The sequence below is a fragment of the Mucilaginibacter defluvii genome (assembly GCF_039543225.1).
GTDB classification, from domain to species: domain Bacteria; phylum Bacteroidota; class Bacteroidia; order Sphingobacteriales; family Sphingobacteriaceae; genus Mucilaginibacter; species Mucilaginibacter defluvii.
Genome location: NZ_BAABJI010000004.1, coordinates 381,745 through 397,598, shown reverse-complemented (window position 1 = coordinate 397,598; position 15,854 = coordinate 381,745). Strand labels below are relative to the sequence as shown.

Sequence of the window (15,854 nt, the reverse complement as noted above, 5' to 3'; positions counted from 1 at the left end):
AATTAAAAAATGCCTTAAAAAAGTAAAGCCTCCTGATGGGCAGGAGGCCTTTACTAACCAATTATAAACCTAAATTATGAGAAGACTATTTTGTGTTGTTGTTTCAACGGTGTAAAGATAACACTAAGTTTAATTTCGTGCAAATATTTTTTTAAAAAAATTTTAAATATAAATACAGCAAATTGTGCATATCGCAACCAACCATTGCAATAGTTGTTAATATCATAAAAAACAGGCAAAAACACGCAAAAAAATCAATATTGTATGTCATACAATAAAAATATAATCGCTTTAGTCGATTTATGCTTGCTAAAATGTTTTTGTAATTTTATATGTATACGAAACAGTTAAAAAGCGAAAAAAAATTGTGTTTAGCCATTTATTTTTTTGAAAAAGGAATAAAAATTTAAAAAAATCTATCAAACAATTTCGACGAAATATTTGTATTGCGCTGGGTTTAGGGTGCTAAGTGAAAATGAGTTCAAGAAAAATCAAACGACAATCAGAGAAAAAAATTTAGTTTTTTAAAAATTCTCATTTACTGTTGACATAGGGCTGTCATTCCCGGGTGGTTACTTTGAATCAAATTAGAAACAACCATTATGAAAATTATCCCGATGTTATTAAAAGAAATGGCCGAGGAAGCCGTTACAACCCGCAAAATGCTTAGCATTATTCCGGAAGATAAGTTAGACTGGCAACCCCACCCAAAAAGCATGACGTTGCGCCAACTATCCAGTCATATAGGCGAATTGCCGGGTTGGGTAACCATGGTGCTGAACACAAACGAACTTGATTTTGGCACAAGCGGCTATACTGAGCATAATTGCCAGAGCGCAGCTGCCGCAGCTGAATTTTTTGAGCAAAGCTACGCAAGCGCGAAAGAACGGCTTGAAAACGCCACCGAAGACGAACTTCTGCCTGAGTGGACACTGCGTAACGGCGAAGTAATTTACGTTACCTGCACCCGTGCCGAAATGATACGCACTACTTTCTGCCAGCTGGTACATCATCGTGCACAATTGGGCGTTTTTTTAAGGCTGTTAGATGTGCCGATACCCGGCAGCTACGGCCCAAGTGCCGACGAATTGCAGGACTTCGCGGCAGAACCCACGCATTAATGTTTTACTGAATCGCCATAAAAGCAAAACGCCCGGCATAATACCGGGCGTTTTTGCAAACTAATAATCAATATATTATTGTACCTGGAACATATTGTTAAAGCTTGTTCCGTCAGGATAGATACCTGTAATAATCAGGTTGCCGTTACGCAGGTTGGTTATCGCCTTGTCAATATCAGCAATGCTGTTTATCGGCTGTTTGTTGATGTTGGTAATGATCGATCCTACCGGAATATCGGTTTCATAGAACAACCGGCCCGGACGAACCTGGGTTACCACAACACCATTGTTTACACGGAATTTGGCCTTTTGCGCTTTAGTAAGCGGCTGGAAACTGGCGCCAAGTTTGTTGAACAGCTCCTCTGCCGATTTTGATACCGCGGCTGATTTTGGCGCAGCTGCCTCACCTTTAAGGGTTACAGTAAGGTTTTTCTCGCTGCCATCGCGCAACACAGTGATATTGATCTTATCACCGGGTTGTAAACGGCCTACACGTTCTTGTAAGTCTGACGACTCGTAAACCGGATTGCCTTCAACCTTAGTGATGATATCGCCTTTGCGAACACCCGCCGCTTCTGCGCCACCGCCATCAACCAGTTCACTTACATATAAACCGGTGTTACGGCTAATGCCAAGGTCTTTAGCGGCATCATCATTAAGCTCTCTGAAGCTTACGCCAATGTAACCGCGTTTTACTGAGCCAAATTGTTTGATGTCATTCAATACTTTTTTAGCCAGGTTGATCGGGATGGCAAAACCATAACCTTCGTACGAGCCTGTGTGTGAAGCAATAGCTGCGTTTATACCAATCAACTCGCCTTTGGTGTTTACTAACGCACCACCACTGTTTCCTGGATTAATGGCCGCATCAGTTTGAATGAATGATTCAATCGCCTTATTAAGCCTTGGCTGCTGCGATTGACGCTGGCGCATACCGAAAGGATTGCTATCCTCATCGTTATTCTCACTGCCGATAATGCCTATGTTACGGCCTTTCGCACTAACAATACCGGCGGTTACAGTAGAGTTAAGGTTAAAGGGGTTACCTACAGCTAACACCCACTCTCCAACTTTTGCATCGTCAGAGTTGCCTAATTTTACTATCGGCAAATCATTCCCGCTTATTTTGATTAGGGCAAGGTCGGTGCTTGGGTCGGTACCTACAACTTTGGCCTGGAAAGTACGGTGGTCATTCAGGTTAACGGTGATCTTGTCCGCTTTTTCAACTACGTGATTGTTAGTTACAATGTAACCGTCAGGCGAAATAATCACACCTGAGCCTGAAGCCTGCTGCGGGCCACGGGGGCGCATACGCTGACCGAAAAAGTCGCCAAACATATCATCAAACGGGCTGCTGCCGCCACCATTACCTTGCTGCGATGAATACGTAGTACGTATGTAAACCACTGCAGGAGTAACCGCCGCGGCAGCCTGGGTAAAATCAACCGAGCCGGCAGAGGATACCGTCATGGGGTTACTTGTAAAATATACTTTCTGGCGTTCCTCAAAGGTCATGTCATCGGCATTCTTCTTTTCGAAGATTTTGTAGGTGCCTAACGCCATTGCACCGCCAACAAAGGCGGTTAATAATGTTAAACCAACTTTTTTCATGTTATTATTGATAATTTTTTGTTTACTGGGTTTAATTACAATGTTCAAATATAATACCATATAGACGGTAAGAGCAATGAGATGTTATAAGCATTTATGTTAAAAAGTGTTAAACCTGATTTAACCGCGCTATGACAGGTTTTTAATTATTATATGCTAATATTACATCCTATTAATACGTATTACTGTGAAACTTCATTTTTATAAATACCAGGGTGCCGGTAACGATTTCATATTGGTTGACAACAGGCAACTTGCTGTAAATCATCACAATCCGGAGCTGCTTGCACGTTTGTGCGACAGGCATTTTGGCGTTGGCGCTGATGGTATTATGTTTTTGCAGAACGCAGACGGTTACGATTTTGAGATGGTGTATTATAATGCCGACGGTAACCCGAGCAGTATGTGTGGTAATGGGGGCAGGTGCATTGTGGCTTTCGCCCGCTTTTTAAATGTGATTGAGAGTGAAACAGAATTTGTGGCAGTTGACGGCCCGCATCATGCCAAAATTTCAGACGAAGGCAATTGGGTGAGCCTGCAAATGATTGATGTGTACAAGGTAGAACGCGACGGCGAGGCCTATGTGCTCAATACTGGTTCGCCGCATTATGTAACAATTACGGAGGATTTAAAGAACAAAGATGTTTTTCACGAAGGTTCGGCTATCCGTAACAATAATACTTACAAGGCTAACGGCATCAACGTAAACTTTGTGGAGCCGCTTACCAATGGAAACGGCTACTTTGTACGCACATTTGAGCGCGGCGTTGAGGATGAAACCTTTGCCTGTGGCACCGGTGTAACTGCGGTAGCACTGGCCATGGCTAACCAAAACAATCAAACCGGGCACATTACTACCCCAATAAAAGTGTTAGGCGGAAATCTGAATATCCGTTTCAATTACGATGGCGAGCGCTATACCGAAATATTTTTGGAAGGCCCTGCTGAACGGGTTTTTGAGGGTTATATCGAAATATAAGAACATAGCTTCTAATAACTCTCTAATAAAAATCCATCCAATTCTTGTATTATTAGATTCTATGACAAGTTCCGGGCAATTTATTACAATCGTCCGGCGTCACCATGTGCTTATTCTAATAAAATCCTAATTACTGTCTTAGCGCACTCTAATTTCAGCGCTGTAAAATTGCATAGGTAATATTACCCGGGTTTAATATAAATAGTTACACCTATGCAAACCATACTCATCCCAACGGATTTTAACACGGAAGCGTTAAAAGCTATACCGCTTGTTTGTGAACAATTGAAGGGCGAACCGCTCAATTTCATATTCATACACATGTTCAAGCTTTCTGATTCGGTTACCGATCTGCTAATGCTATCGAGGAGAAGCCGGGAATATGAGCAGGTTAGCGATGATTTTTATAAGGGCTGTACCGCCTTAAAAAATGAATATCCGCAAATAAGGGCGATAAAGGTGGAGTTTTTATACGGCAGCACGCTAAGCATATTTAAAGCCTTTTTAGAAGAAAACGAGGTAGATCAGGTGCTTGACTTTAAATATTGCCACGCCGGAAAAATCAACAAAGCGAGTATTGACCCGGCCATACTCATCCAAAAAAGTGGCTTACCGGCGCTTACTATAACACCACATCGCAACGAAGCTTCAAGTGAACAGCGCGTTACGGAGGCGGTTATGGCATAAGTGATTTTTAACTATTAAACAGAAAACAATGTTATTACAAGAAAATATACCTATTAAGTACATCTTCGGCAAAATACGCGTCGAGGTGATGCTGGTTACCATATATGCGCTGCTGATAGCATTGTTGTATAAAAACTTTCATTTCACGCGTATATCCATACCTATCGCGGTGCCAACGCTGCTGGGTACGGTTATATCATTATTGCTGGCGTTTAAATCAAACCAGGCATATGACCGTTGGTGGGAAGCACGTACGCTGTGGGGCGCCATCGTAAACGATTCGCGCACGTTAACACGCCAGCTGTTCACTTACATTGATACGCATTACGGCAAATTAGAAGAAATAGCTTTTTGCGAACGTATGGCCAAACGCCAAATTGCCTGGTGCTATGTGCTCAGCCGCCAGTTGCGCGGGCACGACCCAATGCCCGGAATGGATAAATGGTTGTGTAAAGAGGATTTTGAATATATACAAGGCTACAGCAATAAAGCAGTAGCGTTGCTTGAATTGCATGGCGCTGATTTGCGAAATGCTTATAAACTGGGTTGGATAAACGAATTCCAGCAGATAGAAATGGATGCTACGCTTACACGGTTTTCAAACCACATGGGCGGTTGTGAGCGTATCAAAAACACGGTATTCCCCTCAACATACAAGGTATATATACACTTTGCGCTGATACTTTTTGTTGCCTTGCTGCCGTTTGGCCTGATAGAGTTTTTTGGCCTGGTTGAAATACCGATGGTTATCGCAATCGCCAGCTCTTTCTTCCTAATCGAAAAGATGGCGATCCACTTGCAGGATCCCTTTGAGAATAAACCCACTGATACGCCAACCACGGCTATATCAGCTACTATAGAGCGCGACATTTTACAGATGCTCAAACAATATTATAAAGAAGATAAACCGGCTGATGAACCGGCCTCAAAAGACAAGGTGTTCTATATTTTGTAGAAAGTGCGGTGGTGTGGCCTTTCTTACCAAAATGCACCTTCGGGCATCGTTTAAAACGATGCCCTTTTTTGTGTCCTGCCCGCCCCCTTTAATTGCCTCTTTCACCCCTCAAATGCAACCTGGTATTCCACTAATTTTGGTAAATCACTTAACTATTTTACATCCGTTAGCAATTTGTGTTGGCCATGTAATACATTACTTTTGAGTTGATTAAACCAAAACGAACATGAAAATCTTAAAGATCATTCTGCTTTCAGTGCTTACCATCGTAGCGGTTGCACTGATAATTGCGCTTTTTGTAAATGGCGATTATTCCATCAAACGTTCAATTGTAGTTAATAAGCCCAAGGCTGAGGTGTTTGGCTATATCAAGTACCTTAAAAACCAAAACGAATACAGCAAGTGGGCGCGCATGGATCCGGGCATGAAGGTTGAATTTCGCGGTACCGACGGACAGCCCGGCTTTGTTTCTGCCTGGGAAAGCGAACGCGACAGCGTGGGCAAAGGTGAGCAGGAAATTAAAAAGATTGACGAGGGCAAGCGAGTTGATTATGAAATACGCTTTATTGAGCCCATGGAAGCAGTTGCCCCCGCTTATATGATAACCGATAGCATAGCCCCCGCACAAACTAAGGTAACCTGGGGTTTTGAGGAGCATGTGCCATATCCGTTCAACATCATGTGCCTGTTTTTTGATGTGGAACAGATGATAGGAAACGATTTGCAAACGGGGCTGGGAAACCTTAAAGGTAAACTTGAAAACTAATTATAACTTAACTATAAACTTATGAAATCAGCAAACCCGTATTTAAACTTTAACGGCAACACCGAAGAAGCTTTCAACTTTTACCGATCAGTTTTTGGCGGCGAATTTATAGCATTGATGCGCTTTGGCGATGGAGCAGATGCCGGTAACGGATGCGCAGATATGTCCGGAGAATCGCAAAACCCACCGCCGGCTAATACCAGGGACATGATTATGCACATTGCCCTACCGTTAGGAAATAATATACTAATGGGCACTGATGCCCCCGAAGCGATGGGTTTTAAATTGGTTACGGGCAATAATACTTATATCTCTATCAACACGGATAGCAAAGAGGAAACCGATAACATATTTGAAAAACTATCTGAGGGTGGAAAAGTGCAAATGCAGCCCGAACAGATGTTTTGGGGTGATTACTATTGCTCATTTACCGATAAATTCGGCATTCAATGGATGCTAAGCTATAATCCAAACCATTAAAAAAGGATCCTATGAAAATTGTATCTATCGTAAAACAAATAGAAATAGCCGCGTCGCCGCAAAGCGTTTGGCGGGTGCTGTTTAACAATGAGCTGAACAGGCAATGGTTAAATTATTTTTCTGTTGGCACGTTTGCCAACACAGATTGGCGCGAAGGCAGCAGAGTAACCTTTACTGATGGCAGCAACTGTGGCATAACCGGCTACATTTTAATTGGTAAACCACACACCGAAGTAGTTATTGAATATGACGGCTTCATTTTAAATGGCGTAACCGACACCACAAGCGAGGATGCGCAAAATTATATAGGTGCCCGGGAAAGTTACCTGCTGACAGAAAAAGACGGGCTTACTGTGCTTGATATATCGTCAGACATGGGTGAGGACCATTATGACCAGATGTCGGCTGCCTGGGATGAAGCGTTATTAAAAATAAAGTCGATGGCTGAAGAAGCGTAATATTCGAGTACCGATTAAACTAATCAGGTTTTGAATAGTCTATATCATTCAACTATTCAAATTTAAGGCGTCTGTTATAACAGTCGCCTTTTGAATGTAAATTAAGCTGGTGTAGCAATAACACGAAGCCGCTATTTAGAACGTTTAAAAATTAGACTATTTTGATGTCACAGAACAATCAAAATCTTATTATTGAGTTTATTAATTGTAAAAATAAAGCTGATTATAGAGGAATGAAAAAATTATTAGTTATCCCCGGAATGATGCTGGCTTTACTGCTTGCTACTCCGGCTATAAATAACGCTAACGCGCAAAGCAAAGCAAAAAAAGCCGCCGCTAAAAAACCGGCCGGTGGCAAAGCAACCGCTGCCGAAATTGCTGCAGGTAAAGCCCTGATCGCAAAATCGGATTGCTTATCATGCCATAAAACTGACGTAAAGCTGGTTGGCCCGGCGTATATTGATGTGGCAAAGAAGTACCCGGCAACGCCTGCTAACTATGCGGCATTGTCTAAAAAGGTAATTGATGGCGGTTCGGGCGTTTGGGGCCAAATCCCAATGTCTCCACACCCATCCCTTGCAGCCGCTGATGCTGATAAGATGGTTAAATACATTCTGTCGCTTAAATAATAAAAGTTAAGCGCAACAAAAAGGCTTTGAGCAAATGCTCAAAGCCTTTTTGTTTTTACTGCCAGCGGTCACCGCCCCTGTCGCGGTTATAACCGCCTTCACGGCTGTAGCCACCGCCGCCGTTGCCACCGCGGTTATAACCACCGCCGCCACCGCGGTTAAAGCCACCACCGCCTCTGCGGTCGCCGCCGCCGCTTGGTTTCTTATTTTCAGCCTGGCTAACGGCTATCGAACGGCCTTTAACTTCGCTTTTATTAAGTGCGTCAATTGCTGTTTGTGCGCTTTCATCATCAGGCATTTCAACAAAACCAAAGCCCTTGCTACGGCCTGTTTCTCTGTCCATAATTAATTTTGCAGAGCTTACTTCGCCAAATGGTTCAAAAAGGGCCCTTAAATCTTCTTCCTGTAACTGGTAAGGAAGGCTTCCTACGAAAATGTTCATTAAATTTTTACTTGTAAAGTGAGTAGTTGAGTTTACTTTGCCTGTTTAGTTGTTTGTTTTATATATACACCTCAATCCGCCTGTAATATAGGCATTTTATTATTCAGAAATACAAGCATTATTTTTTCCGAAAAAAAATTTATTTCACAGGTAATTGTAGATGCTTTAAAAATTAAAATAGCCCTCGTTCGCGTAACTCGTCACGGCGTTCCTTTTCACGGCGCTTACGTTCCTTTTTCTCTTCCTTTTCGCGCTGCTTACGTATCTCTGCCGAGTCCGGCTTGTTTTCTTCATTATCAGTGCTGTCCTTTTTGCCGCCGCCAAATAAACGCTGGAAGAAATTAAGTTTCTTTTCAGGCTCTTCAACAGGCATGGCATCCGGGTTTTGTTGCAATATGGTACTGTCGAGCACGGCTGTAGTATCAACAGGCGCGGCACGGCGCAAGCCTTCGCGCAGCCTTACATTGTAAAAGCCATAAGCATTAGTATCCCGTGCTATCAATCCTTTACTCGCCATTAAACGGCCTATCAAATTAAAATAACCATGCAGACCACGGCGTAAAGTACCGTCAGGGTTAAAGGCGTATAGCCCGGCTTTCGGGTTAGGCACAATACTGGCCAGATAAATACTTTCGCCCAGGGTAAGGTCTGACGGATTTTTGCCAAAGTAAAAATGCGAAGCCTCGTGTATACCATAAATATTGCGCCCCCACTCAATAATGTTAAAGTAAACCTCCAGCATACGGTTTTTGGTCATGATGCGGTTGTTCTCGATCAGCCAAACAATCAATATCTCTTCAATTTTACGCGAAAGTGTTTTGTTGCGGCTCAAAAACGCGTTTTTAACCAACTGCATAGATATCGTACTTCCACCACGCACAAACTTCTTTTCCTTAAAATCAGTAACTATTGAGCTGCGGATGGATTGCTCCACAAAACCGTTATGGCGGTAAAACGACGGATCTTCTGCTGTCATGATCGCGTTACGCATATCCGCCGGTATGCGGTTCAATGGTGTAAACTCCGGGTTTTCAGGCCCGATCAGGTGCGGCCCCATCGGCTTGCCTTTTTCATACGGCACATAAACAAATGGCTTGTTCAGCTTGGTCAGGTCGGCTTTGCCAAATTTGAGTATCTTAAAATCCTCTTTATCCAACCGCGAATCAAATTTCAGGCTATCCACCTGGTTTTTGTTCATATAAAAGTTAAGGGCATAATTCAGTTTGCCTGACACCTTCATACCGTCTAACGATTCGAACATACCTACCGGAAACGAGTCGAACAAATCCTGCGCGTTCAACCAGCCGGTATTAATCTTCAACTCATAAATTTTAACCGGGTTAAGCGTGTATTTTATAAACGGATGCGCTTTTATCTTTTTAAAGTGGATGGTAGAAGTACTGTCCAGCGAAACATAATTTTCGCCAATAAACACGTTAGCATCAATAGCCCCGTTAGGGATAATTATATCCTGAGTAGATAAACCGGCGTGATTAATCAGCAAGTTTCGCGCTCCCCAATAGCTGTAAATGCGGGTTTCATCACCATCTTTTTCAACTTTTGTTAAGCGGGTAGTAATAGTATCGGCATTAAGTTTGGCTTTGAATTTCCTTTCTATTATAGGCAATTCCACTTTTTTGCCATCGGCATATAGTTTTACGTCGATGTCTTTGTCTGACGCGTGCATTTTACCTGTAAGATGCCAGGTTGATTCGCCATTGTTTACGTTGATGGTTGATTTCAGGTCGCCATCATCAATAACAGCAGTTTTGGCCAGCAAACTAACACGCGTGGTATCTTCCTGGTAGGAGAGGTTGAAGTTTTTCAGATCCAGGTTTTCCGGAACTTTGTAAAGCACCTGGTTGATCAACCGGTATGAAAGGTCGGCCAGGTCAACCTTGCCTTTGCTTTCGGTGTTCTGCTTTTTCTTCCGGAACAGAAAATCAAAGTTCTTAACGCCTTTTATATTGGTCAGGCGCACAAAACCATCTTCGAGTGTTACGTCAGATAATTTCACGTCGCCTAATACCAGCGGCATCAGCTTTACATCAACAACCAGTTTATTTATACGCAACAGGCTGTCGCGCCCATCAGGCACAATTGATATGTTGTTAAAGGCCACTTCACTCAGGCCGGTAAAATGGGCCGTGCCTATTTTTACATCTAAATTATAATCGTTTTTAGCTTTGGCTTTAGCTTTGTAAATAACTTTTTGAAGCAGGGCTTCGCGTTTTGAGTAAGCTACAAAGCCACTAATTATAATTATTATCAGTACGCAGGCAAGTACAATTCCGGCAATCCGGATATATCTCGGGTTAAGGCGATGCATCAGTAAATTTTATCCAAAACTAAATATTTCTTATCCGCTTCAAACGTTAAAGTACAGTAAATTATTTCGGTAACAAAACCAAACCCAAGCGGTTTTCATATTTTTGCGATTAAGATAGATAAATGACAATTACAAAAGAACAAGTTTTACAAGCCCTTAGCCATGTTGAGGAGCCTGACCTGAAAAAGGACCTGGTTACCCTGAACATGATTCAGGATATACATATTGATGGCAACCGCCTAAGCTTTTCAGTTATACTAACCACGCCGGCCTGCCCTTTAAAGGGCCTGATTGAAAATGCCTGCCGAAATGCTATAGGGCACTTTATTAGCAAAGAGATAGAAGTTAGCATTAACATGACTTCGCGCGTAACCTCACAAAAGGATACCGGCGTACCGGGAGTTAAGAACATCATCGCGGTAGCATCAGGTAAAGGTGGAGTCGGCAAATCAACCGTGGCGGTTAACCTGGCTTTAGGCTTAGCAAAATCGGGCGCTAAAGTTGGTTTGATCGATGCGGATATTTATGGCCCTTCGCTCCCCATCATGTTCGGTTTAGAAGGCGCAAGGCCGAATGCTACCCAGCAAAATGGTAAAACCCGCATCGAGCCTATTGAAAAATTCGGCTTAAAGCTACTGTCTATAGGTTTCTTTACTGATCCTAACCAGCCGGTGCCATGGCGCGGGCCAATGGTATCAACAGCGGTAAAACAGTTATTTAATGATGCCGACTGGGGCGAACTGGATTACCTGGTGGTGGATTTGCCTCCGGGTACCGGTGATATTCATATCACCATTACACAAACCTTCCCGGTTACTGGTGCCGTTATAGTTACTACCCCTCAAAATGTTGCCCTTGCTGACGCTAAAAAGGGTATCGGTATGTTTATGATGGATGCCATCAACGTGCCGATTTTAGGCGTGGTTGAAAATATGGCTTATTTTACCCCGGCAGAATTGCCCGAAAATAAGTACTATATTTTTGGACAGGATGGCGGCAAAAACCTGGCAACGCAGCTCGATGTGCCTTTTTTAGGCGAGATACCGCTGGTAAAAAGCATCAGCGAATCGGGCGATGCCGGGGTGCCGGTAATTTTACAGGACAACACCGTAACCTCGCATGCCTTTATTAAGATGGCGGAGATGGTGGCACAACAGGTATCCATATACAACGCCCGCGGCGTGGTGGACAAGAATGTTGTAAATAATTATTAACTTTACAGTAATAAAATAATAAAAATGAGTGATTTATTAGATCAGGTTGAGAAAGCGCTGGATACCATTCGTCCGTATCTGGAAGCTGATGGCGGGAACGTGTCAATAGAGGAAATTACTCCTGAAAATGTTGTGAAGTTAAAACTGCTGGGGTCATGCGGTTCATGCCCAATGAGCATCATGACGTTGAAAGCCGGTATTGAGCAGGCTATTAAAAAAGCCGTACCGGAAGTTACCGGTGTTGAAGCCATCAATTTAACTGATATTGATGACCCTAACGCTGTGCTGCCTGAAAACCTGCGTTAATTGTTAAGTATTGTTAAAACATCCCTGTTTTACAAAAAAGAGGATAATTTTGATGCTTAATTAAACCTTTTGGCATAAAAGTGGTAAAATAATAAGTGCAGATGAAGTTTTTGATCGGGATATTATTTTTAATGTTTACCACTGCTGCCCTCGCGCAGCAGCAAGAACGGCCTTTGGTTCAATTTTCGGGCGTAACTTTCAATGCCGATAGTTCGAACATTGCCGTTCCGTACGTTACAATGACAAATCTTTCAAACGGTAAATCAGCCAGTTCATCTAATTATAAGGGTTATTTCTCATTTGTTGCCCACGAGGGCGATAGTGTTCGCTTTACCTCGGTAGGTTATGCACCTGTAGTTGTGGTGATACCCGTAAATGCAAATAAGAGCTATACGGTAAAAGTGCCTCTAAAACCGCAAATAGTAAACCTGCCCACATTCAGGGTATTCCCATGGGCTACCACGGATGAGTTTAGGAAAGATTTTCTGGCGATAAAAATAGCTGACGATGACCTGGAAGTAGCTAAGAAAAACGTTAGCCGGTCATCATTGATGGCATTGCAAAATACACTTGCCCGCGATGGTAGAGAAATACAAACTGCTAACGCCGGTGCAATGCACACACGTATACTTAATCAAAACTCGTTGCAGCCTAATCCGCTGCTTAACCCGCTGGCCTGGGGTAGTTTAATTAAACAGATATCTGACGGCGACAAGAGCCGCTCAAGTAATTAAAATATTAAAGCAGCACGTTGAAGCTGCTTTTTTATGCTTTAATCTGTTGTGCTATTATTTAGACTTTTCTACGCATAAACCGGCATCACTAACCTCGCGAAGTGGGTTGTCGCGCATGTTTTGCTCTATTTCAATATGATATACGCCATTTTCCGGAAATTTATAGCCTTTAAGTAATACAAAGCGGTAGCTGTATAAATTGCCTGAGCCCGCGCCCAGCCATTCGCCATCTGGTTTGGCTAATTTAAACTCGTACCGGGTAGCTTGCACTTTTTTTCCATGCCCAGCACGGCGAAAAATAATAAAGATGTTGGAGTACTTATAATCGCCTGTTACGCGTAAATTCAGGTAGATACTATAAAGCGGCATCGCGTCGTCAATCTTTACATCATACCTTAACGGATCGGTGTACGCCCAGTTGTGATTGGGGATAGCCTTGTTTTCATCAAAAACCGTATTAGGGTTAGCGCACGATGAAAACAAGGCTGCTATAGCGCTAAGCGTTAAAAAATACTCCAGTTTTTTCACTGCTCTCTGCCTGGTTGTTGATTGTTTTGATTTCCGTTGTTTGGGCGATGCCTGTGGCGCCTGTTATTATTGCTTTTGCTACCTTCCACTTTTACCGGAGCACCACCACCATTATTGCCTTGCTGCTGATTATTGGAATGCTGCGGTTTGTTATTAGGCTGCCTGTTTTGCTGCGGCCGCTGCTGCCCCTGCTGCCCCTGTTGCTGGGGCTTTGGCTGCTGTTGTTGTGCTTTTTGTTGCTGGGGCTGCGCGTTATTATCAGCTCCGGCAGGCTTGTTGCCTTTATTACGGTTCTTGTTATTATTATTCTTTTTCTTTTTGGCTCGTTCGTCAAGTCGGGTAAGGCTGTCCTGGCCAACTACGTTCTCATAATCGGGGGCTTTTGCCTGTTTGGTTTCAGCCTCGGCTTCAGGCACAATATCTTCAGGGAAAATGCCTTCTTTATTAAGCTTTTGTATCTCTTTTACTTTACTGATCTCTAACGGAATCCACGATTCGGCATTGGGATAGCTGAACCACATCAGCTTTTTAAATATATCCGTTTTTTGTAAACGCGCATCGCCAACCTTGGTTTTAAGTATGTATACATCATCCGGAATACCTTTGAGGGCATCCATATAAGTATCCAGCTCGTAGTTAAGGCAGCATTTAAGCTTACCGCATTGCCCGGCCAGTTTCAGGGTATTTAATGACAGGTTTTGATAACGTGCCGCGGCGGTTGATACGGTTTTAAAATCTGTCAACCAGGTTGAGCAGCACAATTCGCGCCCGCAAGAGCCAATGCCACCCAGGCGGCTTGCCTCCTGGCGCATACCAATTTGCCGCATTTCAATACGGATTCTGAAAGCCTCAGCCATTTTCTTGATCAGCTCCCTGAAATCAACACGGCCTTCGGCGGTATAATAAAAGGTGGCCTTGGTTTTATCGCCCTGGTAATCCACATCGCTTATCTTCATGCTAAGGTTCAAATCCAGTGCCAGCTTGCGCGAGCGGTGCATGGTTTCCCATTCCAGGTCTTTGGCCGCTTTCCATTTATCTACATCGGCAGCGGTGGCGCGGCGGTATATTTTTTTAACCACATCGGCTTCCTTAACATGGCGTTTTACCATTTGCATGCGCACCAGTTCGCCGGTTAACGATACGTGGCCAATGTCGTACCCGCCGGTAGTGGTTTCAACCGCTACCAGCTCGCCTGCTTCAAGGTATATGTTATCCACGTTTTTGTAAAACTCCTTACGCGAACCCTTGAACTTTATTTCGATTATTGAGAATGGTTTATAATTTGCCGGCATGTCCATATGCGACAGCCAGTCGTAAACATCTAATTTGCTGCAACCATTTGTAAGGCACGAGCCATTACTTTTGCAGCCCGCAGGTGTGCAACCACCTGATGAGCAACTTCCGCATCCCATAGTTATTTCGGTATATATTGTGTTCGCCCCTGGCGAATCGTTTTGTAATGTAATATTGTTATAATCTGCAAAGATACATCTAAAAATAAAATTTTAGGGTTGGCGTTCCGCTCCACATGGTAGTGCGCCGTTTCCAGCTCGCTGCTTATGGCTTCGGTAGCCTCAATGCTCATTACTTTGATCATTTTTTGCGCCGTGTCCAGCTCATCCGCCGGTAAATGCACCAGATTAGGAGCTCCGGCCAGCAGCAGGCAGCACTCACGTATAAAGTTTATGCCGTAGCGTAAAAAGTTCTTTTGGTTTTCGCGACCCGACTTGGCCAGTTGCTCCACAAAAGCAACCACCTCAATGCCTTTATTGCTGTAGCACATACGCAGCCACTGTATAAACTGACTATGGTAGTTGCTGGCATCATGCTGTAGCATGCCCAGGGCCTCGGCCATGTTGCCGTTGCTCAGGTAGGCTATTTCAGCAGCTGTAGCTTCGGGCTGGCCGCGTTCATTCAGCAAATATGTTTTTATATCGTTGTACTCCAGCGGCGGTATTTTTACCAGCTGCGTACGCGAGAGTATGGTATTCAGTATCTGATCCTGATTTTGAGCCACCAGCAAAAACAAAGTGTTGGGCTGCGGCTCCTCAATTATTTTAAGCAAGGCGTTACCTTCTTTATCCAGATATTCTGGCAACCAAAGTATTAGTATCTTATATTCCGATTCAAATGGTTTTAAGCTGAGTTTTTTGATGATCTGGTGGCATTCGGCTATATTGATGTTGGCCTGCTTGTTTTCAGCATCCAGATAACCGCGCCAGGCATCAAGGCTTAAATAAATATTGGCCTCCATGGCTTCACGCCATTGCTCAATAAAAGTGATGGCGGTATCATCCTTATGCTTGGCAAAAAAGGGGTAGGAGAAATGCAGATCGGGGTGCATCAGCTTCTGATATTTCCGGCATGATGCACAAACACCGCATGAATCATCGGCCTGCTTGTCCTCGCACGATAAATATTGCGCGTAGGCAATAGCAAGCGCCAAACTGCCTGACCCTTCCGGACCTAAAAACAGTTGCGCATGGCTAACCCGGTTTCCATTCACCGAGTTAATTAATCGCTGCTTTACGGCATGCTGGCCAACAATTTCACTAAACCGCATTGGTGCAAGATAGTGAATTGATATGAGTATTGACATATGTGATTTTCGTTAA

Annotated in this window: 17 protein-coding genes; 11 read left to right on the top strand and 6 right to left on the bottom strand. The window is 43.4% G+C overall.

The window, feature by feature from the left end:
• The first annotated feature begins 602 nt into the window (after nucleotides 1-602).
• Nucleotides 603-1,121: a DinB family protein gene (locus tag ABD960_RS18690; RefSeq protein WP_345333614.1), complete on the top strand. Its 519-nt coding sequence runs from the start codon at nucleotides 603-605 to the stop codon at nucleotides 1,119-1,121.
• Nucleotides 1,122-1,196: 75 nt separating this feature from the next.
• Here ABD960_RS18690 and ABD960_RS18685 read toward each other — a convergent pair whose 3' ends face one another.
• Entirely contained in the window at nucleotides 1,197-2,732 is a 1,536-nt protein-coding gene (locus ABD960_RS18685; protein WP_345333612.1) for a Do family serine endopeptidase, read from the bottom strand.
• Nucleotides 2,733-2,919: 187 nt separating this feature from the next.
• Here ABD960_RS18685 and dapF point away from each other — a divergent pair, with 187 nt between their 5' ends.
• The 7 genes from dapF to ABD960_RS18650 all read left to right on the top strand — a co-directional run bounded on the left by dapF (nucleotide 2,920) and on the right by ABD960_RS18650 (nucleotide 7,686).
• Nucleotides 2,920-3,711, top strand: coding sequence for a diaminopimelate epimerase (gene dapF, locus ABD960_RS18680; protein ID WP_345333610.1), 792 nt, complete (start codon nucleotides 2,920-2,922; stop codon nucleotides 3,709-3,711).
• Between the two features lie 213 nt (nucleotides 3,712-3,924).
• Nucleotides 3,925-4,398 (top strand): hypothetical protein, encoded by a 474-nt coding sequence (locus ABD960_RS18675; RefSeq protein WP_345333608.1) that lies wholly within the window; start codon nucleotides 3,925-3,927, stop codon nucleotides 4,396-4,398.
• Between the two features lie 28 nt (nucleotides 4,399-4,426).
• Nucleotides 4,427-5,353 (top strand): bestrophin family protein, encoded by a 927-nt coding sequence (locus ABD960_RS18670; protein ID WP_345333606.1) that lies wholly within the window; start codon nucleotides 4,427-4,429, stop codon nucleotides 5,351-5,353.
• A 226-nt stretch (nucleotides 5,354-5,579) separates the two neighbouring features.
• The gene (locus ABD960_RS18665; RefSeq protein ID WP_345333604.1) at nucleotides 5,580-6,119 is read left to right on the top strand and encodes an SRPBCC family protein; all 540 of its coding nucleotides are present in this window, start codon (nucleotides 5,580-5,582) and stop codon (nucleotides 6,117-6,119) included.
• Between the two features lie 21 nt (nucleotides 6,120-6,140).
• On the top strand, nucleotides 6,141-6,599 hold the full coding sequence (locus ABD960_RS18660; RefSeq protein ID WP_345333602.1) for a VOC family protein: 459 nt from the start codon (nucleotides 6,141-6,143) through the stop codon (nucleotides 6,597-6,599).
• 11 nt (nucleotides 6,600-6,610) lie between these two features.
• Entirely contained in the window at nucleotides 6,611-7,057 is a 447-nt protein-coding gene (locus ABD960_RS18655; RefSeq protein WP_345333600.1) for an SRPBCC family protein, read from the top strand.
• A 233-nt stretch (nucleotides 7,058-7,290) separates the two neighbouring features.
• Nucleotides 7,291-7,686 (top strand): c-type cytochrome, encoded by a 396-nt coding sequence (locus ABD960_RS18650; RefSeq protein ID WP_345333598.1) that lies wholly within the window; start codon nucleotides 7,291-7,293, stop codon nucleotides 7,684-7,686.
• A 55-nt stretch (nucleotides 7,687-7,741) separates the two neighbouring features.
• Here ABD960_RS18650 and ABD960_RS18645 read toward each other — a convergent pair whose 3' ends face one another.
• A complete protein-coding gene (locus ABD960_RS18645) occupies nucleotides 7,742-8,128 on the bottom strand; it encodes an RNA-binding regulator (protein WP_345333596.1) in 387 nt (128 codons plus the stop codon).
• A gap of 172 nt (nucleotides 8,129-8,300) precedes the next feature.
• A complete protein-coding gene (locus tag ABD960_RS18640; protein WP_345333595.1) occupies nucleotides 8,301-10,457 on the bottom strand; it encodes a transglycosylase domain-containing protein in 2,157 nt (718 codons plus the stop codon).
• Nucleotides 10,458-10,579: 122 nt separating this feature from the next.
• On the opposite strand from ABD960_RS18640, the gene ABD960_RS18635 reads away from it, so the two are divergent.
• The 3 genes from ABD960_RS18635 (at nucleotide 10,580) to ABD960_RS18625 (ending at nucleotide 12,711) form a co-directional block, all read left to right on the top strand.
• Nucleotides 10,580-11,671: an Mrp/NBP35 family ATP-binding protein gene (locus tag ABD960_RS18635; protein ID WP_345333593.1), complete on the top strand. Its 1,092-nt coding sequence runs from the start codon at nucleotides 10,580-10,582 to the stop codon at nucleotides 11,669-11,671.
• A gap of 24 nt (nucleotides 11,672-11,695) precedes the next feature.
• Complete coding sequence (locus ABD960_RS18630) at nucleotides 11,696-11,977, top strand: NifU family protein (protein ID WP_345333591.1); 282 nt, start codon at nucleotides 11,696-11,698, stop codon at nucleotides 11,975-11,977.
• A 101-nt stretch (nucleotides 11,978-12,078) separates the two neighbouring features.
• Nucleotides 12,079-12,711, top strand: a complete 633-nt coding sequence (locus ABD960_RS18625; protein ID WP_345333589.1) for a hypothetical protein — start codon at nucleotides 12,079-12,081, stop codon at nucleotides 12,709-12,711.
• 54 nt (nucleotides 12,712-12,765) lie between these two features.
• Here ABD960_RS18625 and ABD960_RS18620 read toward each other — a convergent pair whose 3' ends face one another.
• Genes ABD960_RS18620 through ABD960_RS18610 form a run of 3 tightly spaced genes read right to left on the bottom strand, consistent with a single transcriptional unit; the run spans nucleotide 12,766 to nucleotide 15,802 of the window.
• Complete coding sequence (locus ABD960_RS18620; RefSeq protein WP_345333587.1) at nucleotides 12,766-13,239, bottom strand: gliding motility lipoprotein GldH; 474 nt, start codon at nucleotides 13,237-13,239, stop codon at nucleotides 12,766-12,768.
• Nucleotides 13,236-14,651: a PSP1 domain-containing protein gene (locus ABD960_RS18615; protein WP_345333585.1), complete on the bottom strand. Its 1,416-nt coding sequence runs from the start codon at nucleotides 14,649-14,651 to the stop codon at nucleotides 13,236-13,238. Before ABD960_RS18615 ends, ABD960_RS18620 begins: the two co-directional genes overlap by 4 nt.
• Nucleotides 14,652-14,653: 2 nt before the next feature.
• Nucleotides 14,654-15,802 (bottom strand): DNA polymerase III subunit, encoded by a 1,149-nt coding sequence (locus ABD960_RS18610; protein WP_345334482.1) that lies wholly within the window; start codon nucleotides 15,800-15,802, stop codon nucleotides 14,654-14,656.
• Nucleotides 15,803-15,854: the final 52 nt, after the last annotated feature.